We start from the raw sequence: 23,923 nt of genomic DNA on the forward strand, positions 1-23,923 counted from the left end.
TAGACTTATTCACCGAATGGTATCCAAAAGCCAAGCTGCATAGGTTGATTCAAGCTAGTCAAACTACCAAAGACGGCATCATGATCTACACTAACGATGAAAAGTGGATACCTTTTTCAGAGATGTTATCCCAGTATCCACTTGAAACGTTGTATAAATCGTCAACAGCGTAAAATATTTACTATATAAACGTTGTAGACGTTGTAAACGACATAAGCGCGGATGAAGGCGACACGGGCAACTTTAGTTGCTGTGGTGCTTTTGAGGACTTGGAAGTTTCTTAATATAATAGCGAGGTTTTGATAGTCAGGGGAGTGTCAATCGCTCTAAACTTCCCGAACACTTTAATTGTGCTAAGGTGGCGTTGCCAGTACAAAATAGTACTGTGGTGATCTCAGAAATTAACACTTTCCCCAAGTCGTAAACAGCAGCTTCTGAAGAGGCAGCCGCTTGCAAAAATGGCATTGCTAAACCAGCTATATCTGCTCCTAGTGCCAGGGCTTTTGCTGCATCCAGCCCATGACGCAACCCTCCTGAAGCAATCAAAGGTATTTCTGGTGCAACAGCACGAATGCTGGTTATACAATCTGCTGTTGGCAAACCCCAATCTGCAAAAGTTCTACCCAAGCGCCGCTGTAAAGGACTTTCTGCCCGTTCGCTTTCTACCTTTGCCCAAGACGTACCACCAGCACCCGCCACATCAATCGCCCTCACTCCAGCAGCAACAAGTTTCTCTGCCATTGCCGCTGAGATACCATTGCCTACTTCTTTAGCAATTACTGGTACGGGTAGTGACTTGCATAAAATAGCTATTTTTTCAAGTAATCCCCGAAAATTTGTATCGCCTCGGGGTTGAATGCACTCTTGCAGTGGGTTGAGATGCAAAATCAAAGCATCAGCCTCAAGGATGTCAACGACTCGCAAACATTCATCTAAGCCGTAGTCGTAGTTGAGTTGAACAGCGCCCAGGTTGGCAAATAGAAGAACGTCAGGAGCGTATTTACGGACGGCGAAAGTATCAGCAACAGAAGGTTTCTCCACTGCTACGCGCTGGGAACCAACGCCCATCGCAATTTTATAGTGTTGAGCAGCTTCCGCCAGACGACGGTTAATTATACCTGCTTCTTGGGTTCCCCCAGTCATGGAAGAAATCAGCAGTGGGGCGAGGAGACGCTTTCCCAAAAAGGTAGTACTAATGTCAATTTCATCGCGATCGAGTTCGGGTAAGCAACAATGGATGAAACGATAGGATTCCAGTCCATTGGTAGTTTGTTGGAATTGCACATCTTCTTCTAAGCAGATGCGAATGTGGTCGGCTTTGCGAGTTTGGGTAGTGGCTGATTGGGTAATGGGCGTGTTCACAGGTAGGTGTTATTCCAAACAGTTGCAACTTCTATTGTGTCAGTTTCACACAAGATTTCTTACTTAATCAGATATTTTTAACGTAAAACGCTAGCAAAGTTAAGCATCTGCTAATTCTGATAAAATAGGGTCTCTTTTAGAAAGTGAAATAATCCAATCCAAAATTGCCTGGTTAATTATATCTGGGGATTCATCGTGGGGACAATGCCCGACATTTTCTAGATTCAACAGTTGCAAATTTCCGTTATACCGAGCAAATTCACGAGCAAGCGCAGGGGGAACAAACCTGTCTTTTTGCCCCCAAATTAAGAGCATAGGAATTGTTAAAGTAGGCAATAAAGACTTAACACTCAATCCAAAATTGGGGCTGATTGTAGCTTTAAACAAAGCACTAAAAGCACGGGCTGAACCCCGATCTTGAGGAGGGCCAGCTAGTATTTCTATTAGTTCGTCTGTAATAGCCTCTGGGTTAGCGTAAGCAATCGCAGCCCAGCGACGCAAAAACTTTGGTCGGCGAATGAAGTAAAATAGGGGTTTGAGCACCAATGGCGAAGCCACGATATTTTTAATGGTGGCAACGACAGGATGCAGAAAAGCAGGTATAGCCTCTTGTTCTAATGAGGGATCTGGCAAACTCATCATCACTACACCTTGCACCATTTCTGGATGGATTGCGGCGGCAGCTAAGGAAATCAGCGAACCAGTAGAATTACCTACTAAAATCACAGGTTGACGAATAAATGTTTTCCAAAAGTCGTAAACCTGTTCTACCCAAAGCTGGATGCTGTAATTAACGCAAGCTTTTTCTGAAGCCCCAAAACCCAACATATCAAGGGCGTAGACTGTGTGCTGTTCCCCCAATACTTCTAAATTGTGTCGCCAATGTCCAATAGAAGCACCAAACCCGTGTAGCAAAATCAGGGGTGTTGTCTGTTGGTGATTTTGGATCGGACGAATGTAAGTGTAGCGAGTTTGCCAACCCCGCCAAACCCAGTCTCGTTGATTGCCTACTCGTTGTTGCCAGTGAACCGCGCCGTTCAATTTTGCCTCCTGATTTATATTCCTAATTTCTAGCTTAATCGCTATTTTTGAGAAAATAAGGCAAAAGGGAGGAGGCAGTCCCTATGAAACAAGTTTCACCGCCAGGTATGAAAAAGTAGCGATTTGAAACGCAGAGGGACGCGGAGTAGACGCAGAGGGGCGCAGAGTCTTTGTGCAAACATTTCGCTATGAACTTACGAAATTTTGTACTTAGGGGCGATCGCGTTCAAAAGTCTGAATCAAAAGTTTCAATCCCTAATAGGGATTAAGTGAAATTTCAACTTACCTTGACATTAGTACTAAATTGGGATTGCGTGTTTCAATCCCTAATAGGGATTAAGTGAAATTTCAACACATTCGGGTTTTTTGCTGCTAAGTGCTTAAGAATAGTTTCAATCCCTAATAGGGATTAAGTGAAATTTCAACAAGCGTCATCGGTCATTAGTCAAGCAAGACTAATGTTTCAATCCCTAATAGGGATTAAGTGAAATTTCAACTCACCGTGGCTTTAGCCCAGTGAGGATGTCAACCAAAAGTTTCAATCCCTAATAGGGATTAAGTGAAATTTCAACCCGTGTTGTTAGTGCCTCGACCACTAAGGCATTTGTTTCAATCCCTAATAGGGATTAAGTGAAATTTCAACATTAGGGTCTACGGTGCCTACTGGGTAGAAGAAGGGTTTCAATCCCTAATAGGGATTAAGTGAAATTTCAACTCTGCTACATCCCCTCTAGAGGTCTTGGCTACTGTAGCCGTTTCAATCCCTAATAGGGATTAAGTGAAATTTCAACATATTTAAGTTTCCTGATGGAGGAGTTAATAGTATGTTTCAATCCCTAATAGGGATTAAGTGAAATTTCAACTATGGAATTACATTAACTATTCTTTATGAGGATAAGTTTCAATCCCTAATAGGGATTAAGTGAAATTTCAACTCAACCCCTCCTGCGGCACCCAAGGGTGCTCTGGAATCTGTTAGGCGTTTCAATCCCTAATAGGGATTAAGTGAAATTTCAACCCCTTCGGCTGCATCGCTGTATTGTCCGCAAATTGCGCCGTTTCAATCCCTAATAGGGATTAAGTGAAATTTCAACTCTATATTTGCTTTCATTTATCCAATAATGTTTTGTTTCAATCCCTAATAGGGATTAAGTGAAATTTCAACCCAAAGATTATCTGCACATCGTCCAGTGACGGGTTTCAATCCCTAATAGGGATTAAGTGAAATTTCAACGATGCCATCATGTCTACGCATAGGGCTAGGATGAGTTTCAATCCCTAATAGGGATTAAGTGAAATTTCAACTCTATTCACCTTACCTCCCCTTAAGGATATCCAGTAGTTTCAATCCCTAATAGGGATTAAGTGAAATTTCAACTCCCATAGGAAACCCCATTAGTGTAGTACACGTAGGTTTCAATCCCTAATAGGGATTAAGTGAAATTTCAACGCTAGGGGGGATTTATGGTCAGCTGCCCTGTCCATGTTTCAATCCCTAATAGGGATTAAGTGAAATTTCAACGCCTCGTAGACTAGGTTCTCCGTGGTAGTCCATAGTTTCAATCCCTAATAGGGATTAAGTGAAATTTCAACATCCCTAGCTTTTATTGTTAGCGCGCCGGCTTGCTCAGAGTTTCAATCCCTAATAGGGATTAAGTGAAATTTCAACCTTGCCCATCTTGCCGGGTTCGGTTTTGAAGCCCCCGGGTTTCAATCCCTAATAGGGATTAAGTGAAATTTCAACAGGCCTGACGTGAAGCGGGAATGGAGGGGGGCCTGGTTTCAATCCCTAATAGGGATTAAGTGAAATTTCAACATTAATGCTTTTTCTTAATTCAGTGTACTCAGCGTGTTTCAATCCCTAATAGGGATTAAGTGAAATTTCAACAATTGCACTAATGGAGTATTAAGGCTGGAGTGGGTTTCAATCCCTAATAGGGATTAAGTGAAATTTCAACACAGGTGTAGATCAAGATATATACGAAGTTAAGTGTTTCAATCCCTAATAGGGATTAAGTGAAATTTCAACAGTAGTAGTATATGGTTCACCTATTACACCACATTTGTTTCAATCCCTAATAGGGATTAAGTGAAATTTCAACAGTATAGTGCAATAGTGATAAAAGTAATAGATGGAGTTTCAATCCCTAATAGGGATTAAGTGAAATTTCAACCTTTCATCCAGGAATCCCCACTAGGATGAATAGCAGTTTCAATCCCTAATAGGGATTAAGTGAAATTTCAACTTTTCTATAATTATATTTGTTATTTCTGTACGATAGTTTCAATCCCTAATAGGGATTAAGTGAAATTTCAACGGGGCTTTGGAATTCTCGCCGCTGTTAACAATGGATTGGGTTTCAATCCCTAATAGGGATTAAGTGAAATTTCAACCAACCCCGTTCCCCGCCCGTGAGAAATCCAGGTTGTTTCAATCCCTAATAGGGATTAAGTGAAATTTCAACACGGCAGGATAGTAAAGGGCAGTATAGTAAAAAAGCTGTTTCAATCCCTAATAGGGATTAAGTGAAATTTCAACCACTTCTGAGTCTTGGGTTGCCAGACTTGCCAAGGTTTCAATCCCTAATAGGGATTAAGTGAAATTTCAACGATCCCCCCAGTCCACCCCCATGACTACTAAATCGGTTTCAATCCCTAATAGGGATTAAGTGAAATTTCAACAGCGGAACGTAATACCTTTACTAGCCCTAAAGGGCAGTTTCAATCCCTAATAGGGATTAAGTGAAATTTCAACTTGTCCCCTCGCGCATGTCTGCGGTTATTTGGGGTTTCAATCCCTAATAGGGATTAAGTGAAATTTCAACTTTCCTTGGCAGGATAGCGGTTAGCCAGGATTTTGTTTCAATCCCTAATAGGGATTAAGTGAAATTTCAACTGCCGTTCGTGCCACTCAGGAGAAAGTGCGTGTTGTTTCAATCCCTAATAGGGATTAAGTGAAATTTCAACCATCTAAGGCTTTTGGATGCCCCCACAACCTAGCTTGTTTCAATCCCTAATAGGGATTAAGTGAAATTTCAACCCTTCTGTTCTGCCTCGCTCCAGCAATCCCCGCCGTTTCAATCCCTAATAGGGATTAAGTGAAATTTCAACCCATCTTGAAAGCATCCTCGACATCACCCAGCATGTTTCAATCCCTAATAGGGATTAAGTGAAATTTCAACTATCTAAACTTGGCTACAATCCCTCACGTTCTTGGTTTCAATCCCTAATAGGGATTAAGTGAAATTTCAACTGCGGTAGCCCGAAAGCCAACACATATTCGATTTTCAAGGTTCGTTAGCGCGGATGGGTCAATCATAGCATGAGAAATTAGGATTGTCTAGGGTGAAAATGGCTGAAACCCAGTCCAGACAAGGTGCGCGGATGGGTGAGGTAGTGCGATCGCCCTCAACCCTTGTACCAAAAACAATTCAGCCATTTTTCCCAAAGCTTGTTTGCCAACACCTACCCATCCGCGCATTCAGCAAAGAAAATTGTGTTGTCGCGAGGCTGTTCACCACCGATACGTTCAACTTTACCAAAACAGCAAGCGCAGAGAAAGTAAAAGCGGATGCTATCAGTATCAGGTTGAATCAACTTGTTCAAGCGCGATCGCAATTTTGCATACTGCGTGTCGCTAAGCTGGCACTCAAACACACTGTACTGCACCCATTGCCCGTAGGACTTGAGGATGTTATGAATCTTTGTACGGCGTTTATCCTCAGAGATATCATAGGATACAACAACATTCATCGCTCAATTCCACCTTTTCTACTTCAAAACCAATGGTGGATATTTCTCGCTTTCGCCCATTAAGTATTTAGCCAGTAATCGGGCTTGCAGTTCAAATGCTTCTTGGTAAGTACATTTGCGTCCCAGCACAGGATGCTTGAATTCAGATTGCTTCTTCTGTGCATATAAGCGCAGGAATGTTTTTCGTCCTTCGTTGGTGAGGGAAACTGCACCGCTTAAGGGCTCCGTGACAAAATCAGCAGGTGTCAATAACAGCTTATTTAATGTAGATAAGACTATTGCATCCACCACCAAGGGACGAAATTCTTCCATTAAATCCAATGCTAGTGATGGTCTACCGTAGCGATCGCAGTGCAGGTATCCTAAATATGGGTCAAACCCGACAACATTAACTGCACCTTGAACATCATGACGTAGCAACGCATAACCAAAGCTGAGTAAAGAATTCACCGGATCGGTTGGTGGACGGCGAACACGGTTGGTAAACTTAAATTCGGTGTTCCGAATCATTTGATCGAAACAGCCAAAATAAGCTGCACTACCTGCACCCTCCAATCCGCGTAAAGAATTTATACTTTGAGTCGTATCAATTGGTGCAATTACTTGTTCCAAGCGCTGGATAGAAGCAGATAAATCTAAGTCTGTAGATTCGCGTTGGCGACGGTTGAGGATGTTGCGGTAGTTTTTCAGTTTACCGCGTACAAACCCTTGGACAGCATGAATTGCTTGATTTGATTCGCCTGCTGCTTGCCATTGTGCCTTACGCACAAAAATATTTTTGGTCACTTCTGGTTCTAAACGTCCTAAATAACGACCTGTTTCAGTCAGAAATGTCAGCGGAATTTGACGTTCTAATAATTCATTGACGACAGCTGGTGAAACCGTAGCGCGTCCTAACACTACGACACCATCAATTTTAATTAATGGCACATCTAAAATTGTTTTTTTATCAAATTTGACGTTGAGTCGTTCATCAACTTTGCCGATAAAAGCATCTTCTTGAGTAATATAAACTGTGCCCATAATTGTATTGAAAATTAATTAATTGGCTTCTTGATAACGTCCTACTTTGTCCGCAGCTTGAGGCAAACATCGTAGATAAAGACTACAACCATCGCAACGCTTAGTTTTGAATGCTTTTGGCATAGCACCTGTAAATAGCAAAGCTTGAACTGCTGCGATAGTATGAACTGTGCTTTGGCGCAGTTCATCAGTAATTTCTACTAATTGGCGTTGATGCGAGTGCGCGTAATAGATATAACCGAGAGGAATTTTTTTCCCAGTCATTTCTTCCAAACACAACGCTTGGGCGCAAACTTGTAGTTCATCGTTATCCCACTCGCCTTTACGTCCCCGCTTGTATTCGACGGGATACCACTCACCATTTTCTGCTTCAATTAAATCAGCTTTACCTATAAGTTTGTATTGATCTGATTTCAGCCAAATCGCTCTAATTTGCCAGATATCTTCGCGGTGTCCTTGTCCTAGAGTATGGACGCGATCGTGTAAACTTGTACCTTCAATTGTGTATTGATTATCGATGAATTCGCCTGCACAAATCATCCGCCAGCAGCGATGCGGACAATAGGCATATTGATTGAGTGCAGCGATCGGAATATATTCTGTATCATTCATATAACTACTAACCACTAACCACTAACTATTTATCCTGCGTGTCATACCCATACCCATCGTTGTTTTGCGTCCAACTCCGGTATACAAGGCAAAGTTAGCAAGAGTATTTATTTGCTTAATCGCGATTGGTTCTACATTACCGAGAATCCGATAGCTAATTTCACCAACACAACCGATAAATTTGCTTTCATAGTTACTAACAACTTCTGTGTGAATGTTAAAAAAACTTGGATAAATTGCATCGATGGGGATGTTGGTAAATTCAATCCCACTATATTTGTTCCAGCGATTGAGAAGACTGTTGAAAACACATTCTCGAATTGGCATAACGGTATCGTAGCCACCTTGACGGAAGGCTACAGGCGTGGCAAAGGTGAATTGAAGAGTGCGATCGCTCTGGTTTGCTTGCTCATATAATTGCTCATAGGTACAAGCATTTGCCCAAGGTTGCGTTGATTGGGGAGTGCCAAGAATACTTGTGATGTACAAATCCGCAGAACCCAAATGCCAAGGACGTTCGGGATTGATATTCAGCCAAAGTGGAGTCAGTTGGCTAAAGAGAGTGTCGTCTAATAGAGAGATGCGCCACCAACAGGGAGTACCCGGTGGAATAGGTTTTTCGTGTTGCCATTGTAAAGTGTAATTTTTTTGGCTTGAATGTCCTCGCTTGCCACTACCATTACTTGTGTAAGTCGATGGCACCTGTAAAGGAGACAGAGTAAAAGCTTTATCTGCGGTGGAGTGGTGGAGTAAGTCACCCAAAGTTCTATCTACCGAACTGACAAGATTTAAAAACAGTGCGTGGTAATGTCTGCCGGTAAGATAATTAGGATAGATGGGAGAGTGGGGAATGAGATTGAGAACTAAACTATGCGGCATGAGATGCTTTTAGATTGGATAAAATCACTTAAAGATATACCAACGCCAGCGAACTCGCAATTTGATGCTGCAACATCAAGCAGGTTTTAGTGCAGAGTTGCTGGCGCAAGCATCAGCGAAGAAAAGAAAACGTACTTCGGATTTTGAGAAGTGATTAACCTCGAAAATAGTATGCCATCCGCACGGGAATTTTTAGTTCTTTGATATCGTCAAAGTAGTAATATTGCCCTCGCATTTGGACATTTTGAATGAGACTAACTGGAGGCATATTTACCACATCATAGCTAATCACTTGATTAGTGAACATGACATCCAAAGGATTTAAAGGATGAGTGCAAGTGAATACACCTTCAGCGATCTTAGGTTTTAGTAATTGTTCAACCGTCACCTCAGCTTTACTCATCCATTTGCCCAAGCGAATCCATTTTGGCAATTTCAGTTCTTTTTGGGAGATGACAAAGAACTCAAATTGACTTTCCGGTGCAATTTCTTTTGCTCTACCAAAACTAGGGATATTTTTCTGGGTTTTTTCCATCTCAACATGATAGTTATTATTCGCATACTTCCAAGTATTGAGAATGGCAGTATGATTGAGAGAACGTGCTGGAGTGACGTAGATTCCTTGGTGATTTAGTGGTGTTAAATGCTCCTCATATTTGGGAACTTGTTCTGGGCAAAAGTAGCGGTAGGAGTCTTGTTCAGAAACTGTGGTGGAGTAAATTTCACTATCTACTAATCCGAGTGCGTAACAGAGGGCATAATTGTGAATTACTGGTTCTGTTTCGTATAATCTTCCTATTTCGCGAGTGGCATGATACAAACTATCATGTAATTCAATTTGACAACGGTAAATAATTGCCATGATTTTTACTCAGCTGCTGCACTTGCTTTTTTGCCTTTCTTACCTTTTTCAGAACTCTTGAGGATGTGTTTTTGTGCATAAGCAGATGATTCTGCATTTGCTTGAGTCAATAATTCTTTGAGTTTATTTTCATCACTAGTAATAGCTTTGACTTCATTTAGCAGAGGTAGAAAGCCATCACCAATATAATCGGTGTGGGAAATAAACTCCTGAGTCATGAGTTCAGCAATTGCTTTATTAGCAGCATCTCGAACATCATCTTCATTCAGCGGATCGGGAGGATTAATTTTTCCTGCAAAGTTCAATAAATCGTAAATTTTTTGAGTCCACCGCAAATTGCTAATAATTTCACCATCGGCAAAAATTATCCCAATTAATTCATTACGAACTCTACCAGTACGGGTTGTTTGTGCGCCATAGTGACGAGTTCTAAGGATATTGTTAAAAACATATAAAAATCCGGCTTCAGTAGGATCTTTGAGTGTCACAATACTAGGGAAGAAAACTTGGGGTAAGATATGATCTTGGCTATTAATTCTGCTGGTAACTTCCCCGTTTCTACTCATAGTTCCGTTCTCAAATGGTGCATTGAGGGTGAAGTTCAAGTGAGAGTCTTCAAAGGGAGTGATTGAATAAGCAGTGTCCACAACTACTTTTGATTTTTCGGAACCAGCATCACCAATTGCAAAACCATAGAGAATACAATCAGGAGTTGTTTTGCTGAAATCTACGTTGTAGTCGCATTTTTCCCAGTCACCAATTTTATAGTTACGCAGTAATTCTCGTCCGGTTAAACGTTCTGGTGTGGATTGTTTACGTTTAAACATTGCCAAGCGGCTAATCGGTTCTTTTTGTTCAATTCCCGCACGCACTTTGGCTTTATTTAATTCTCCATCAGTCTGAAACAATGGATAAGATTCAGTGATGCGAATTGTGATGAAATGTGCATATTTACCCATTGGTTTTGCAGGGATTTCGTTATGGAAGAATTTAGCGTCAACGGTTTTCAGAAAGTTCATATTTTTATCCAAGGGTTAAGGTTATACAAAAATACGGAATCTATTGTAGAGACGCGATATATCGCGTCTCTACATATTTAGGCTGCATCATCAACATCTAAATCAGGAATATCTTCGGATTCTGCTTGCGGAAGGTTCTTGCGTTCTTCATCATCTGCGAGGCGATAAAGGTATTCACAGGTATCGCGGATGAGATTGAGTTGAGTACCTGCTAAACGTGCGCGATCGCTTTTAAAACTTCCCTCAAAAATCTCTTTGACAAAATACTTAGCAAAATCATAAACTGCTTGTCTTTCTTCTTCTGGAGTTAATGCAGGTTTCCACTTTCCCTCCACTAAAGTTAGGGTAGGTTTACCTTCTGCTGCTTTTCGGCGTACGTTATTCATTAATTTTGATAAACGTGCAGCCACAACATCTGTTAATGATTCAGCGTCACTAGCTATAGCTTTATCAATTTTCAGAAGTACATCCGCAGCTTCATCAATGGGTTTAAGGATTGCATTGGCTTTAGCATAAGAACTTTTCGCACGATAAAAACGGCGATAGAGTTCTGTTAATTCACGCAGTTGATTCACGGTTTCTCCTCCTGGCTCAAAGTAATGGTAAAAATCTAAATATAAGCGAGTTTTGGCAATAGATACAGTCTCAACCTTGTCTTGTTTCCGCAACCATTTATTAAGATAGTGAAAGACATACAGTGGACTTGTTTCTAAATCCCGCGCTAAGTCTGCTAACTTACCCCAATCTGGATCGCCATCCTTTTTACGGTTGACTTCTAGGTGAATTGAGTAAGCAGCAGTTAGTGTATTTAATGGTGAAAACTCTCCCGATTTACGAGGTAAGATACTATCTAAGCGATAATTATCTTTTTTAATCAGAGAATGAATCGCTTGATGTTCGCCATCTAATAACGCCGTTTCTTCAAATTCTGCACCACTAATAAATGGTGGAACTGGTGACTCGGATGCAACAACTTTTACATCCATAACTAGCGGTAAGGTTAATGCTAGCCATGCAGGCGTTACCCAAGATTCAGTGTCTGTTGGTTCTCTTCCTGGGGGTAATCCTAAGAAGAAAAATGTTAGAGTTTCCTTTTCTGGAAAACTGATTTTAAAAGTGCGATCGTCATCTGGTTGTAAATTCTCTTTAATCAGCAGCGTATCGACTTGCTGATAATTTTGAATGCTGAATTTTGCTATTTGTTGATCGGTGATGAAATGCTTTCGCAACTCAGCATCAAATCGCGTTCTCGCGAATTGATTGTAGGCTAATTGCAAAAATTTATTGGTTTCAGGTGTAAAAAAGTAGGTGGGATAAAGATAAAGATAGCGATATTTGCGGCTTTCAAAATCTCCACCAATAGCATTAGTTTGATTCATTAAAATCTGTCTCAACATGATTTCAATTGACCAAATTGAGCAGATTTGCCGTTTTGCAGCCTGCGCGTTAAATAAAATCTGACGGTTGCTGTAAACTTGTGGTGCAAATAAAGTTGCTGACTCCATCTGTTCAGTGACAGTATAAGCAGAACTCGACATTGCACAAACGCTTTCTCTTCCTCTTCCCGTTACTTTTGCGGCATTGTAACGTTTTAATTCCAGTAAAAATGGTTCGGTTTCTGGTGCGAAAACTGCTCCTGTTGGTAATGATATTACACGCTTAACGTAGGTTTTTAAATCCTCCCAACCATCCGGAATATCTTGAAAATTATCGACAATTGGCTGAATTAAACTTGCAGCATGATTTACCATTCCTCGCATAACTTCCAAGATTTCAGCAAAATCTTTACCGGGATGCTTGCGGAAATACTGTGCTGCAAGATAGTACCAATCAAGCGGAACACCACCAGTTTTCTTTAGGAATTGAATTTGTCTGACTGCTGGTATTTCTTCTGACAATTCTAAGTATTCAGCTAGCTTTTGAGTTAAATCTAACTCTGGAGGTATTTTTCTTTTTGCTTTTGGTAATTCTTTTTGTGCTTCATGAACTCGTTCCCGCCAAGTACCCCAAATTCCCCGACACAAAATATCGCCAAATTCAGCCAAGCGGTCAATGCGAATGTCGTTGATAAATTGTAGATTTAAATTTTCAGGCAATTCGCCTTGGGTTTGATAGCTTTGTAAACTCTCACTACGCTTCCCACTCGCAGCATTTTTTGCATCTGGAAGTAATCTGCAAGCTGCATCAATACTGACTTTCATTAATCCGACAACATCAAAAAATAGCCAGTAATAATCAGCAAACTTTAAACCCTTCCCATCGCGATTAAATCCAGTTTGTCTTTCGCCTAACTTCTCAGCACAAAGACTTTTGATTTTATCAACAACACCTTCAGGAATTGTATCAGTAGTAATGGTTGGTGCATTTGTATTCGCTAGGTAGACAACACCATCAGGAAGATAAAGCAACGGTGTATAAAATTCTTCTGGGTGTGCTTCAATTAATGAATTGTTGAGGATATTAGTAAGAACACCACGATTTTCTGAAAGGGAATGGTATGTGAGTTTTAATTGATGGTTACTGAGTCTGCTAATTAGATTCGGTAAACGACCAGTTTCTACATCTCTAGGATGTTTGATGACAGAAGCAAATAAATCAGATAGTGAGACTAGGTCGATTAAAACCTGTCGAATTCTACTATCTATCCTTTCATCATCTAAGGTTTTTAATCCACGAGTAGCAAGACCTAAATCGGAGTCGTGTTTAACACCAGAATTATTACTAATTTCGATGAGATCGTCAATAAAATCTTGCCAATCATCACCTAATAAATAATGCAAGCCAAAGTCTAGTATTTTCTTGGTGATGTATCCACGTCCTAAATTGGGTGCATCTGTTTTTTTCGGAGGTTCTAATTCCCAATCTCTTTCAGCTATATTATTCTCTATCAACCATGCTTTATAATCAGGAAACTTTTCATAATCATGCAGTAGATAGGAAGCAATGAAAATACAAACTTGTAACTCACCACAGTTACGTTTAACTGGATTAGTTACACTAGATTTTTGCAATTCCTTGATAATTCGATAGGTGGGAAATAATCCATTCAGTAAATGAGCTACTATGGATTGATCACCTGCATTTCTGCTGCTATCAACAGGAGGTTTACCTTCACAAGCACGTTTGGCATTAATTTTTGGAACTGTGACATCAAAGAACTTACCACCCTTCGCAGTTGCACCCGCTAACTGTTGAATGAGATTGGGTAAGACATATTCTGCAAACTTTTCTAAAATTGTATCTCCTTGATTATCTCTCGATTTTTTCACTGCTTGTTTGAACAAGCGTATTGTTAGCAGTTCTTTTTTTATCGGCGATTCATCATCGTCATCATCTGTGGAATCAAAATCTGGTACATATTCCGGTAAATCATCAAAATTATCTTCAAAGTCTGTCATGAATCTTTTTCCTCTGATGCAAATGGTTGATATTTTTGAACTTTTCGGGCGTTGCATAAAATGGGGATGAATAATGAACCGCCATAGACACGTAGTGGCTTCCCGAAGGGTAGACGCCATAGACGCGCAAGCGGCTTCCGGAACGGTAGAATGCCAAGAATTAAGTTTTTCAATTCAAAGAGAAAATAAAATCATCCCGCAAATATGCAACGCCGATTTTCGTCTAATTTGATATTCACTTTTTTATTTCCTGGTGAGTACCAATAGGAATTTCAACAAAACAATCTCTTGCCATTTCTGCACCATAGGCAATACATGCTAAAATATCCTCTTTTTCAAGACCTGGATATTCTTCTAAAATTGCTTCCATTGTCTCCCCTGCGGCTAATAAATCAAGAATCAAAGATACTGGTATGCGATGTCCTTTAATTCGGGGTTTGCCAAAACAGATATTTGGATCGATAGAAATTCGGTAAAGTAAATTATCATTACTCATAAAGCTTTGCCTCGAAACGCCTATAGTTCTAACATATCCATCCTTCATCATCCTTGGGTTTCCAATACCAAGTTAGGGTTTCTAACAACAACGCATCCTGTCCAAAGGCTATGGAATACCAGGAACCTCGATTTTCAGGTTCGTTGGTGAGGGGGTAAACTTGAAAGTGCATTGGTAGCCTGAGGATGGCGCGTAAATAATTGCGATCGCGATCCGAAATAAAGCACACTAATTTACGCCGACTTACTGCATCACTTATTTGTTGGATACCATAACCGTGGGGTTGGCAAATCTCCAAATCTTTAAGAACTTGCACCTTACTGGTTTTCGCCAATTCGCGGATATTTCCTGGATAGTAAAAATGCCAATCTTCCCGCACTTCTCGAAAATCTTTTAACTTCAAATAACACAAAGCTTTTTCAAATCTTTTGGTTGTTACCCCTGTTTTCTTCGCTTTTTCTATGAAGCTTTTTTCATCCCACAACTCAAAAATAAAGTTGCTGAGAATACCAGGAAGGTTATACATTTTAAACCTATCCACTTCTGGTTCATCAGGATTAGTTAAATCGTAAATTGCACAATCTAATTGACTACTACCTCTAAAACTCCTCGCCTCATCAATAATTTTTGTTTTCCCTTCACTCTGACAGCGATAAAACTGTCCGTTCATTTGTTTTATACTAATTTCTAACGCTTTTTGAATATCAGTACCAAACTTTCTCGCCACATCGGGATATTTTTCTCTCATGTGCGAATTACCTTGCAGCTTAGAGTAAATGTAAGCTGACTGTATCCCACCCCATCGCTTCGGATATCTTTCAAATTCATTTCTGTCTATCCACGAACTACGAATAGCGTTCGTAAAAGTTATCCGGTCATAAGTTTCACCCTCCTGTAATGGATGGGATTGCTCTTCAAATAACCTCGCAACTAAAAAATTCGGAATTAATGCATAAGCTTGATAGGTATCAAATCCTTCATGTCTGCCAAGTCTACCAAAACGCTGAATAAAATTACCCGCATCCGCAGCTTCAAAAACTAAAAAATTAATCTTAAAATCAACTCCCACATCAATTGTTGAAGTCCCAAGGAGTAAATCAGCTTCTGCAACTGAATCTCTTTTTTCTGTTTCCCCTGTTAATCCCGTATTTTCTCTCACCTGCCATCGCGGTTCAAAAATAGCCTTAAACTTAGGCAATAATTTTTTCACTGCTGCGATCGAATTGAGAATAATTGCACCTTTACTGTTGGGATAGTCCTGGAAAAATTTCAGAATAACTTTTTCAGCATTTTCTTCTAGCCATTCATAAGTTGAACGCAAATTCGGTTCCAAACCTTGGGGAAAAGTTAAATTTATTGGCTGACTAATCTGTCGCCAAGCTTGATTTTCAGTATCAGCATCAAATTTATATGCACCAACATCTACCGGGTTAATAATTTTTGGTGTTATTCCAGCGTTTTCTAGAAAGCCTTGTAATAATTTATTCGGTGTAGCAGACAGAAATAGAAATTTCTTTGGGTCGTTTGCTGTATTTTTAATTAGCAGGATAGTATTAATTACACTCGCAATCTGTGGAGAGGAAAAGATATGAAACTCGTCGTAAATAAACAGTTTGTATCTCTCATCAATTCGGCGAAATAACCTATCTGGGTTATCTATCTTACCTCGCAGATAGTAGAAATTATGAATGTAGTGAAATAGGTCTGGGTTAGTTAAGAGTATTTCATACAAAGTCGAAATATTATCAAGTCCTTCCAGCTTAGAAGGTAACTTCCCCGTATTTACATAGTCTTCCAAAACCGCTGCTGTAAGGCGGTGTATCTGCGGATCATACTTTGGCTGAAACTGCGCCTTATACCCTTGTACCTGTTTTTCTTGATCGCGCGCCAGTTCATTTGTTGGGTACATTGCTAAAGTGTACGTACGATTATTCATCGCTGACAGAAAAGCGGCCAAACTCTTGCCATCACCAGTCATCGCCGTGTTGAAGATGACTTCAATATTTGGATCTTGTAGTGCTTTAAAAGTTTCGACTTGATGCCAAGAAAGCGACCAATTCTCAGGTAATTTCAAACCTTGAGGCGTCGACACAGTTTGGGAATATACAGGCTTAAGCGAAATACTGTAATTGGACATATCCTTAAATAGTGTCCGTAAGTTGTTGTTAAATCCTATATTGGCACTCAAAATAGAGATTGACAAGATATGTCCATATAAATGTGTCCGTATAAAAATGAGTCGAAAAGGTCAGTCGATAACACTGTCACTTGGCGATCGCGATAAAGCCGAGTTAGAAAACCTAGCGCGGGAATTCGGCATGATGTGGGGCGATCGCCCAAACATCTCTAAACTAGTAGAAGCGATCGCTCGTCATCACCTAACCATCGGTAAAAATCACGATTGGTCAGAAACACGCATTAGAGCGTTAGATACAGCGATGCGTGCATTAACTGACATTGGTGAAAATGAGCAAGCGCAAGAAATTGCTAAACTACTTCTAGAACGCAGCGAACTATCAATACCACTGCGAACTGAAATAGAGCGTTTTTTAGAAAACTTACCTCCACCTTGGCGTTTGGAAATTGATCGTTTTATCCTGCGTCATCAGCCTTTTCAACTTTCCTATCAAGACGCAGCACAGCGTTTGTGGAACTTCACCGTCCGTCACGCTAAAGTTACACTCCACGAAAAACGTCAATACCTCGATTGCTGGTGCGAAGAGACTGAAGGAAATCTAGATATAGAAGAATTACGAAACAACTGGAGTCTGCGTTTAGACAGAATCCAAGATGCTGCTGTCATACCAATTTCTGGTGAGTGGCGTTCTCGGTTGGTAGAGATAGAGGTAGAAATGCACTTATTCAATGGTTTAGCCTTTGCTTATCAAGCCAAACCGGAAGACATAACAAATGAGTGGCTACCAGATAGACAACGGGTGCGGCGAGTTGTCAGGCGCATATCCAGTACCTTTTGGTTTATCCGAGAAGTCATGCAGTATGCACCAGATTGCGTAATTGTATCACCAGAAAGCGTGCGATCGCTCGTTCGTGAAAAACTCAAAACCCTTTGTCAACGATATGATTCAGAGGAGACAGAAGAATTTTGGCGTTGCTGAATAATGGGATGAATGAGGCTGACGCACCAGACACGGGGAACTCACCAGTCCCCACGACATACAAATATGAGTAGAAACCAGAAAAATGTAAACCAATTGACAGAATAATAATTTTTGTTAAATATTAATATTATTAATAATCTAGTTTCAAAGTACCGACCTATATGTTTAAACGTTAGAAATAACAAACACTTGAGTAACAGGTTTTTCTTAAAGGTAAGATATGCGGGCATTACTGAAGATGGAAAAATTAACAAAATTTATCTTTCGCTCGTGATGAACAACTTTATAAAAGTATTTGTGAAATGTATAGATAATCAAGATTTAAATTAGGCTCGGTCAAGTTATTAAGCATAGAATATCTTCCAATTGGATGCTAAGTCCGAAATAGATGTGGGTGGTTAATACGGCAATTCAAATTTATATTTTGCCGAAAGAATGCGGTAGTGAGTGGTGGATCAAGAGGACACATCCAGGGGAGACTTGAGCCAAACATCTCAACGAGTAAAGTGGCAATAGCCTTATGCCTTATACAATTCCTAACAATAGTTGCGTTGGATGTGACAACTGCCGTCCCCAATGTCCTACAGGTGCTATCAAAATCGAGAACGATGAATACTGGATCGATCCGTGTCTTTGCAACAATTGCGAAGGTTATTATCCCGAACCACAATGCGTGATAGCTTGCCCCACAAATTCTCCCATGCCTTGGCATGCAAAAAAAGGGAGATGCAAAGTAGATTTAAGAGAGGTTACTAGTCCAGATTTATTTTCTAATGGAAAGAGTAACCCATTTGCTTCGGCAATTGTGATTTGGGAAGCTTGCAATGTGTTGGCACAACGCACATCGTTATCTTGGCAAAGAGATGAACAAGGAAACCTGTGTTATCATCGCCAAGTTAGTCAGGGTAAGGGAGCGATCGCTTTTCATATTACTAAATCACCCGATAGTAGCGAACCTGTATCAGAGTTAGGGACAATTGCAGCGCTAGATATCAGATCAGCTTGCATTCATTTAATTTTTGCAGCTCATGCTACAGCTTTGGAGCAGCCTTGGCAGCAAGAATTTACTATTGATGAGCGGCAACTTGAGAAATATTTGGGTTTGGAGAAACGCAAAGACTTGAGCAAGAATGTCAAGCTGACTTTAATTAAAAACTTGGTACAGCAAGCTTGCTCACTCGTCATTTCTATTGACTGGCCCCAACAAGGTATAGTCAAGGGGTTTTCTATTAGAGAAAGCCGTTTGTGGCAATTAGTAAAAATTCAGCGCCATTTTCAAGAAGATGAACTCGGGTGTAAATATCTTGTTGGGTTAACCTTTAAAGTCAAAGCGGGAACTTGGGCCCAATATTTCTTAAACAAACAAGCATGTAAGGAACGAACTGCATTTTATCAATATGGTAGTTTGCCAAAATCTTTGTTAACCACAGTCATGAGTATTTGGCAGCAACATGAGGGTGCAGCGCGACTAATGCTTTGGTTGCTGTTTAAAACCAAAATGGGTGCTTCCCAACGCATCACAGTTCCTACCTTAATGCGCGTTGCCTATGGTGAGGAGAAAATCACTTTAGCGTGCAGACAAAGAGAAGAACGCAAACGACTATTACGGACTTTTGAACACGATCTAGAAGTCCTCAATCATTATGGTATGAAACCAGTATTTGACCCAGTCACATACCCACCAGCAATACAACCTTTATGGGCAAAACTAGTCGATATTCCTGAAGATCCGGATGAAGCATTAGAATTTTGGATTAATGATGGCAGCAACGGTTCGCGCTTGACAGACATCAGCCCTCGTGGCAAGTGGAATCTGCTGATCAATGCCCGGATTTTGTCTTTCACACTACCACCAGATTGGGAACAGCAACTGGCGGACTCAGAAAAAAAGCAGCGAACTACAAAAAACAAAAGAAAAACCAAAACCACAGGTGATTTACTTGGCGAACAAATTTCGCGGGCACGAAAAAACTTGAATCTCTCGCAAAGAGAATTAGCAAAGCTGGCAGGTAAAAGCCAAAGCTGGATTCGTGACATTGAAAAAGGTCGCCTGAAAGTCAAGTTAGAGGATCAAGTAGTTTTACGTAAAGTTCTGGGTATAGCTTAATTCACTTAATCCCGCTCCTCAGTGTCGTGTCATCTTAGGTTTTTATTTGTAAAATACCCAGCAGCTAAAATCACATTACTTATTTCCAGGGTCATCGCCGTAAATTTTTCTTCTTTTCTCAGCGTTGTTTGTGTCCTCTATGGAGAGAGTGGAGGAAAAGTTGTAATAAATCCCCCACTCTCCCACTCCTCAAAATACTTTTGCTCGCTCTAGATCCGACTAATGCATAGCACCCTTTGCTCGATCTCAATCAAAATGCGATCGCTTTTTTTGTTACCATCCCTGTTACAGTCCTTTATGAGCAAGTTTTATGGATCGGGAGTGAATGATGGCGAGGCAAAACCAAAAAGATATTTCTCTGAAGAACAAGAAACTATTGAAGGAAAAAATTAATGGGAATAATAGAGAAGGAAACTGGCTCTTAACGAGCGGTGGGAATAGATTTGGCTATCCTAGTATAATAGCAGCTATCTTAACTGTGTTCGTCACTATTTCGCTTTCAGCATGGTTAGCTGTAGGACAGTCAATGGCGTACAGTCCTCTAGCAAGGGAAGCAAAAGAGAGATTAATATTAGTTCAACAGGAATCTCCTCAAGAAGAAGCACAACCAGAAAAGTCTCCTCAAGAAGAAGCACAACCAGAAAAGTCTCCTCAAGAAGAAGCGCAACCAGAAAAGTCTTCTAAAGAAGAAGCACAACCAGAACAGTCTCCTCAAGAAGAAGCGCAACCAGAAAAGTCTTCTAAAGAAGAAGCACAACCAGAACAGTCTCCTCAAGAAGAAGCGCAACCAGAAGAGGAATTGCCTTTGTCAGAGGCAAAAAAATCTCTAGAAGAGGAAATCAATAAGAAGTATGAAGAATGGGAATCTCAAAGAACAAGCAGCGAAATCTCCCACAGCTTCTCTGCGATCATCACAATTGTTATGACAGTTTTGATTGCAATGTTGGGAATTGGACTACTTACGCTTCCTTACGGAAAGCAAATGATTATAACTTTTGCAATTATCGCAGTTCTCATTCAATTTAATGTGAATATATTTCTGCTCCACAAAAGCCTTGGTGGATACAAAATTTTGGAACAACAGGGCTTAACGATCAAAAGCAAGCTGGTGTCTGTTAGGACAAATGAAGAGTTAAAGGAGATTCGAGAACAGTTTCAAGAATTAACCCTGGAATCTATAAACATTGAGTAGACCAAAGATTTCTGCGATCGCTCTGAAGAAGTGACTTGCTTCAGCTTATTTTGAATGAGTTTAAGCTTTATCTTCCTAGCGGATAAAATAACTCTTTCAAAGTTCTAGTTTCGGAGAGTGACAGAAGAGGACTATTGGGCGCGTGATTATCTGAAAAATAACCAGAAGGTAAAACAGAGCGATCGCTACCTCTGCGACGACATCCTTAATCAAAAATAAAATGCGATCGCTCTATCAAACCCTAACTTCAACTGCCCTTTGTCCAACCACTTCTGGCGCATTTACCTGCAAACTCATGTTGTCGGAGTGAAAACTTAGAAAAGGCTGACCCAAACCTATCTCAGAAAAAGGACTTTCAGCTGGGACTTCTATCTTAGAACCAATTAAACCCAAACGCGCTTCTAATTCAGCAGAGAACAAAAGCACATCAGCATTAATGGTACTGAAACTAGACCCCCTAAACTTCTGCGGCCACGCCAACCAGGGCTGATTATATTTAAATTTACACAGCATTCTGTCACCTTGACGGACAGTAACGCGACGATCGCTTTCCCAACTAAACTCAGCTAATTCCTTTGGTAGTCCCCAGATCTCCCGACCACCAACCACTGAATCAGGATTATCTACATATATATGAGAAACCCAAGCACCAACTTTCCCTTGATAGCTCACCAAGGCAGGCGCAACAATTAACTCGTTATACTCTAATGCCGATCCTGGACTGTAATAGGAGAAATACACACCACCCACTGTTCTACCAGGCCACACAGTTTTAATGTCTAATTCTTTGGGAATCAGGTGGCGTACGCGGTCAACGTCGAGTAAATGCAAGGTCAGGAGAGCGTAGCCTTTCAGTGTCCAAGGTGCTGATGGGTATCCCATTTTTATTACTTGAATATTGATAACACTAATAACTAATTACTGCACGGGCGGAATGCATTGTACGCCTACTAACTATTATTTAACTATCAAATCAAAAAATAACCACCCAAAGGTATACCTTGAGTGGTTATTGTTAATTACTCATTAGCTGGACTTAGCTTTTTGGTTGTTAGCTACTAACTACTAACTACTAACCAATGTAGAGACGTGCCATGGCACGTCTCTACAACCACTAACTACTTACTTAGACTCAGTGAAATCTGCGTCAATTACATCATCACCACTACCAGAGGAGGAAGCGCCATCAGAGGTGCCTGTAGGGCCAGCAGAAGCGCCACCACCAGCTTGTTGATAGATGTTGCTACCAACAGCGAACAGTGCTTGTTGTAGTTCTGGCATCAGCTTCTTGATCTGCTCATCGTCTTCTTTGGAGATAGCATCCCGCAGGTCTTTCACCAAACCTTCGACTTTGCTCTTGTCGGCTGCGTTGACTTTATCACCCAATTCTTGCAACTGTTTCTCGGCTTGGTATGCCAAGGAGTCAGCTTGGTTTTTGCGGTCAATTTTCTCACGACGTGCTTTGTCCTCTGATGCATGAGATTCGGCTTCTTTGACCATCCGCTCAACGTCAGACTTATCGAGAGTTGAAGCACCAGTAATGCTGATGGATTGTTCTTTACCTGTACCTTTGTCTTTAGCAGTGACGTTGAGGATACCGTTAGCGTCAATATCAAACACTACTTCGATTTGGGGTACGCCGCGTGGTGCGGGAGGGATACCATCAAGGCGGAAGGTTCCCAGGCTCTTATTATCGCTTGCCATTTCCCGTTCGCCTTGGAGGACGTGAATTTCTACATTCGTTTGACCATCCACGGCGGTGGAGAAGACTTCTGACTTCTTGGTAGGAATGGTGGTGTTGCGGGGAATAATCTTGGTCATCACGCCACCCAAGGTTTCTACACCCAAGGACAGCGGTGTTACATCTAACAGCAAGATACCCGTGACATCACCAGCAAGCACACCAGCTTGAATTGCTGCACCAACTGCTACCACTTCATCAGGGTTAACGCTTTGGTTTGGTTCTTTAGCCAATATCCGCTTCACTACGTCTTGGACGGCGGGAATACGGGTAGAACCACCGACCAGCACGACTTCATCAATGTCGTTCTTTGTTAACTTAGCATCGCGCAGAGCATTTTCTACAGGAACGCGGCAGCGATCGATTAAATCTGAGCAGAGTTCTTCAAATTTAGCGCGTGTCAGCGTCATGTCCAGGTGCTTGGGCCCGTCCTGGGTAGCGGTGATAAATGGCAGGTTGATTTCTGCTTGGGTGACGCTAGAAAGTTCAATCTTGGCTTTTTCTGCGGCTTCAGTCAGACGCTGTAAAGCTTGTCTGTCTTTACGCAAATCAATACCTTCGTCTTTCTTAAATGCTTCCGCTAAATAGTCAACGATTTTCTTATCGAAGTCGTCACCACCAAGGTGGGTATCACCAGAGGTAGCTAAAACTTCAAATACACCTTCACCGACTTCGAGGATGGATACGTCGAAAGTACCACCACCAAGGTCAAATACTAGAATGGTTTCGTTGCTCTTTTTGTCAAAGCCGTATGCTAGAGAAGCGGCGGTAGGTTCGTTGATAATCCGCAGCACTTCAATCCCAGCAATTTTACCAGCGTCTTTGGTAGCTTGGCGCTGGGAGTCGTTGAAGTAAGCAGGAACGGTGATTACTGCTTGAGTTACGGTTTCACCGATGTATTTGCTAGCGTCTTCTACTAGCTTGCGAAGAACTTGGGCGGAAATTTCTTCTGGCGCGAACTGCTTACCAGCTACAGGACAATCTAATTTAACATTACCGCTGCTATCGCGCAGCACTTTGTAAGAAACTTCTGTAGCTTCATGAGTAACTTCATCAAAGCGGCGTCCAATGAAGCGTTTTACCGAATAAAAGGTATTTTCGGGGTTCATGACCGCTTGCCGCTTGGCGATTTGGCCCACCAAGCGATCGCCATTCTTGGCAAATGCCACAACTGACGGTGTTGTCCGAAAACCTTCTGCGTTGGCAATAACCGTGGGTTTACCACCTTCCATTACTGCGACGCAGGAGTTTGTCGTACCTAAGTCAATTCCAACTACTTTTGCCATTGTAGGTGCTGGCTCCGTATAACTACAAATGAA

At 41.1% G+C, this 23,923-nt stretch carries 18 protein-coding genes and 1 CRISPR repeat array; of the genes, 4 read left to right on the forward strand and 14 right to left on the reverse strand.

The window, feature by feature from the left end; all coding sequences use genetic code 11:
• Positions 1 to 306: 306 nt before the first annotated feature.
• From fni to cas10d, 10 genes are all read right to left on the reverse strand, one after another.
• Entirely contained in the window at positions 307 to 1,362 is a 1,056-nt protein-coding gene (fni, locus tag FIS9605_RS0102455) for a type 2 isopentenyl-diphosphate Delta-isomerase (protein WP_026731164.1), read from the reverse strand.
• Between the two features lie 99 nt (positions 1,363 to 1,461).
• Positions 1,462 to 2,403 carry an alpha/beta fold hydrolase gene (locus tag FIS9605_RS0102460; RefSeq protein ID WP_026731165.1) on the reverse strand — a complete coding sequence of 314 codons (942 nt, stop codon included), beginning with the start codon at positions 2,401 to 2,403 and terminating at the stop codon, positions 1,462 to 1,464.
• A gap of 245 nt (positions 2,404 to 2,648) precedes the next feature.
• Positions 2,649 to 5,656: a CRISPR direct-repeat array (repeat unit 37 nt; unit sequence GTTTCAATCCCTAATAGGGATTAAGTGAAATTTCAAC).
• A gap of 87 nt (positions 5,657 to 5,743) precedes the next feature.
• Positions 5,744 to 5,884 (reverse strand): hypothetical protein, encoded by a 141-nt coding sequence (locus FIS9605_RS43815; RefSeq protein ID WP_197035992.1) that lies wholly within the window; start codon positions 5,882 to 5,884, stop codon positions 5,744 to 5,746.
• Positions 5,869 to 6,156 carry a CRISPR-associated endonuclease Cas2 gene (cas2, locus tag FIS9605_RS0102470; protein WP_026731166.1) on the reverse strand — a complete coding sequence of 96 codons (288 nt, stop codon included), beginning with the start codon at positions 6,154 to 6,156 and terminating at the stop codon, positions 5,869 to 5,871. Before cas2 ends, FIS9605_RS43815 begins: the two co-directional genes overlap by 16 nt.
• Before the next feature lie 18 nt (positions 6,157 to 6,174).
• On the reverse strand, positions 6,175 to 7,179 hold the full coding sequence (cas1d, locus tag FIS9605_RS0102475; RefSeq protein WP_026731167.1) for a type I-D CRISPR-associated endonuclease Cas1d: 1,005 nt from the start codon (positions 7,177 to 7,179) through the stop codon (positions 6,175 to 6,177).
• 18 nt (positions 7,180 to 7,197) lie between these two features.
• Complete coding sequence (gene cas4, locus FIS9605_RS0102480; RefSeq protein WP_026731168.1) at positions 7,198 to 7,791, reverse strand: CRISPR-associated protein Cas4; 594 nt, start codon at positions 7,789 to 7,791, stop codon at positions 7,198 to 7,200.
• A 21-nt stretch (positions 7,792 to 7,812) separates the two neighbouring features.
• A complete protein-coding gene (gene cas6 / locus FIS9605_RS0102485; RefSeq protein WP_026731169.1) occupies positions 7,813 to 8,670 on the reverse strand; it encodes a CRISPR-associated endoribonuclease Cas6 in 858 nt (285 codons plus the stop codon).
• 154 nt (positions 8,671 to 8,824) lie between these two features.
• Complete coding sequence (gene cas5d / locus FIS9605_RS0102490) at positions 8,825 to 9,532, reverse strand: type I-D CRISPR-associated protein Cas5/Csc1 (RefSeq protein WP_026731170.1); 708 nt, start codon at positions 9,530 to 9,532, stop codon at positions 8,825 to 8,827.
• A gap of 5 nt (positions 9,533 to 9,537) precedes the next feature.
• On the reverse strand, positions 9,538 to 10,551 hold the full coding sequence (gene cas7d, locus FIS9605_RS0102495; RefSeq protein ID WP_026731171.1) for a type I-D CRISPR-associated protein Cas7/Csc2: 1,014 nt from the start codon (positions 10,549 to 10,551) through the stop codon (positions 9,538 to 9,540).
• Between the two features lie 77 nt (positions 10,552 to 10,628).
• The gene (gene cas10d / locus FIS9605_RS0102500) at positions 10,629 to 13,949 is read right to left on the reverse strand and encodes a type I-D CRISPR-associated protein Cas10d/Csc3 (RefSeq protein WP_026731172.1); all 3,321 of its coding nucleotides are present in this window, start codon (positions 13,947 to 13,949) and stop codon (positions 10,629 to 10,631) included.
• 73 nt (positions 13,950 to 14,022) lie between these two features.
• Here cas10d and FIS9605_RS43820 point away from each other — a divergent pair, with 73 nt between their 5' ends.
• Positions 14,023 to 14,181, forward strand: a complete 159-nt coding sequence (locus tag FIS9605_RS43820) for a hypothetical protein (protein ID WP_197035993.1) — start codon at positions 14,023 to 14,025, stop codon at positions 14,179 to 14,181.
• A gap of 3 nt (positions 14,182 to 14,184) precedes the next feature.
• Here the strand turns inward: FIS9605_RS43820 and FIS9605_RS0102505 are convergent, their stop codons facing one another.
• The gene (locus FIS9605_RS0102505) at positions 14,185 to 14,445 is read right to left on the reverse strand and encodes a DUF433 domain-containing protein (protein ID WP_026731173.1); all 261 of its coding nucleotides are present in this window, start codon (positions 14,443 to 14,445) and stop codon (positions 14,185 to 14,187) included.
• Between the two features lie 28 nt (positions 14,446 to 14,473).
• Positions 14,474 to 16,582, reverse strand: a complete 2,109-nt coding sequence (gene cas3 / locus FIS9605_RS0102510; protein WP_026731174.1) for a type I-D CRISPR-associated helicase Cas3' — start codon at positions 16,580 to 16,582, stop codon at positions 14,474 to 14,476.
• A 97-nt stretch (positions 16,583 to 16,679) separates the two neighbouring features.
• Between cas3 and FIS9605_RS0102515 the strand changes: the two genes are divergently transcribed.
• The 3 genes from FIS9605_RS0102515 to FIS9605_RS42305 all read left to right on the forward strand — a co-directional run bounded on the left by FIS9605_RS0102515 (position 16,680) and on the right by FIS9605_RS42305 (position 20,863).
• Complete coding sequence (locus FIS9605_RS0102515; protein ID WP_026731175.1) at positions 16,680 to 17,561, forward strand: helix-turn-helix transcriptional regulator; 882 nt, start codon at positions 16,680 to 16,682, stop codon at positions 17,559 to 17,561.
• A 523-nt stretch (positions 17,562 to 18,084) separates the two neighbouring features.
• The gene (locus FIS9605_RS0102520) at positions 18,085 to 19,671 is read left to right on the forward strand and encodes a helix-turn-helix domain-containing protein (RefSeq protein ID WP_026731176.1); all 1,587 of its coding nucleotides are present in this window, start codon (positions 18,085 to 18,087) and stop codon (positions 19,669 to 19,671) included.
• Positions 19,672 to 19,996: 325 nt separating this feature from the next.
• Positions 19,997 to 20,863 carry a hypothetical protein gene (locus tag FIS9605_RS42305; protein ID WP_155960342.1) on the forward strand — a complete coding sequence of 289 codons (867 nt, stop codon included), beginning with the start codon at positions 19,997 to 19,999 and terminating at the stop codon, positions 20,861 to 20,863.
• 234 nt (positions 20,864 to 21,097) lie between these two features.
• Here the strand turns inward: FIS9605_RS42305 and FIS9605_RS0102530 are convergent, their stop codons facing one another.
• Both FIS9605_RS0102530 and dnaK read right to left on the reverse strand, forming a co-directional pair.
• Positions 21,098 to 21,745 carry an acetoacetate decarboxylase family protein gene (locus FIS9605_RS0102530; RefSeq protein ID WP_026731178.1) on the reverse strand — a complete coding sequence of 216 codons (648 nt, stop codon included), beginning with the start codon at positions 21,743 to 21,745 and terminating at the stop codon, positions 21,098 to 21,100.
• 240 nt (positions 21,746 to 21,985) lie between these two features.
• Positions 21,986 to 23,890 carry a molecular chaperone DnaK gene (gene dnaK / locus FIS9605_RS0102535; protein ID WP_026731179.1) on the reverse strand — a complete coding sequence of 635 codons (1,905 nt, stop codon included), beginning with the start codon at positions 23,888 to 23,890 and terminating at the stop codon, positions 21,986 to 21,988.
• Positions 23,891 to 23,923: the final 33 nt, after the last annotated feature.

The sequence above is a fragment of the Fischerella sp. PCC 9605 genome (assembly GCF_000517105.1).
GTDB lineage: Bacteria > Cyanobacteriota > Cyanobacteriia > Cyanobacteriales > Nostocaceae > PCC9605.

Excerpts from the sequence above, each read along its gene's own strand:
- FIS9605_RS43815 (WP_197035992.1), bottom strand. The coding sequence starts at position 5,884 with ATGCGCGGATGGGTAGGTGTTGGCAAACAAGCTTTGGGAAAAATGGCT.
- cas2 (WP_026731166.1), bottom strand. The coding sequence starts at position 6,156 with ATGAATGTTGTTGTATCCTATGATATCTCTGAGGATAAACGCCGTACA.
- cas1d (WP_026731167.1), bottom strand. The coding sequence starts at position 7,179 with ATGGGCACAGTTTATATTACTCAAGAAGATGCTTTTATCGGCAAAGTT.
- cas4 (WP_026731168.1), bottom strand. The coding sequence starts at position 7,791 with ATGAATGATACAGAATATATTCCGATCGCTGCACTCAATCAATATGCC.
- cas6 (WP_026731169.1), bottom strand. The coding sequence starts at position 8,670 with ATGCCGCATAGTTTAGTTCTCAATCTCATTCCCCACTCTCCCATCTAT.
- cas5d (WP_026731170.1), bottom strand. The coding sequence starts at position 9,532 with ATGGCAATTATTTACCGTTGTCAAATTGAATTACATGATAGTTTGTAT.
- cas7d (WP_026731171.1), bottom strand. The coding sequence starts at position 10,551 with ATGAACTTTCTGAAAACCGTTGACGCTAAATTCTTCCATAACGAAATC.
- cas10d (WP_026731172.1), bottom strand. The coding sequence starts at position 13,949 with ATGACAGACTTTGAAGATAATTTTGATGATTTACCGGAATATGTACCA.
- FIS9605_RS43820 (WP_197035993.1), top strand. The coding sequence starts at position 14,023 with ATGAACCGCCATAGACACGTAGTGGCTTCCCGAAGGGTAGACGCCATA.
- FIS9605_RS0102505 (WP_026731173.1), bottom strand. The coding sequence starts at position 14,445 with ATGAGTAATGATAATTTACTTTACCGAATTTCTATCGATCCAAATATC.
- cas3 (WP_026731174.1), bottom strand. The coding sequence starts at position 16,582 with ATGTCCAATTACAGTATTTCGCTTAAGCCTGTATATTCCCAAACTGTG.
- FIS9605_RS0102515 (WP_026731175.1), top strand. The coding sequence starts at position 16,680 with ATGAGTCGAAAAGGTCAGTCGATAACACTGTCACTTGGCGATCGCGAT.
- FIS9605_RS0102520 (WP_026731176.1), top strand. The coding sequence starts at position 18,085 with ATGCCTTATACAATTCCTAACAATAGTTGCGTTGGATGTGACAACTGC.
- FIS9605_RS42305 (WP_155960342.1), top strand. The coding sequence starts at position 19,997 with ATGATGGCGAGGCAAAACCAAAAAGATATTTCTCTGAAGAACAAGAAA.
- FIS9605_RS0102530 (WP_026731178.1), bottom strand. The coding sequence starts at position 21,745 with ATGGGATACCCATCAGCACCTTGGACACTGAAAGGCTACGCTCTCCTG.
- dnaK (WP_026731179.1), bottom strand. The coding sequence starts at position 23,890 with ATGGCAAAAGTAGTTGGAATTGACTTAGGTACGACAAACTCCTGCGTC.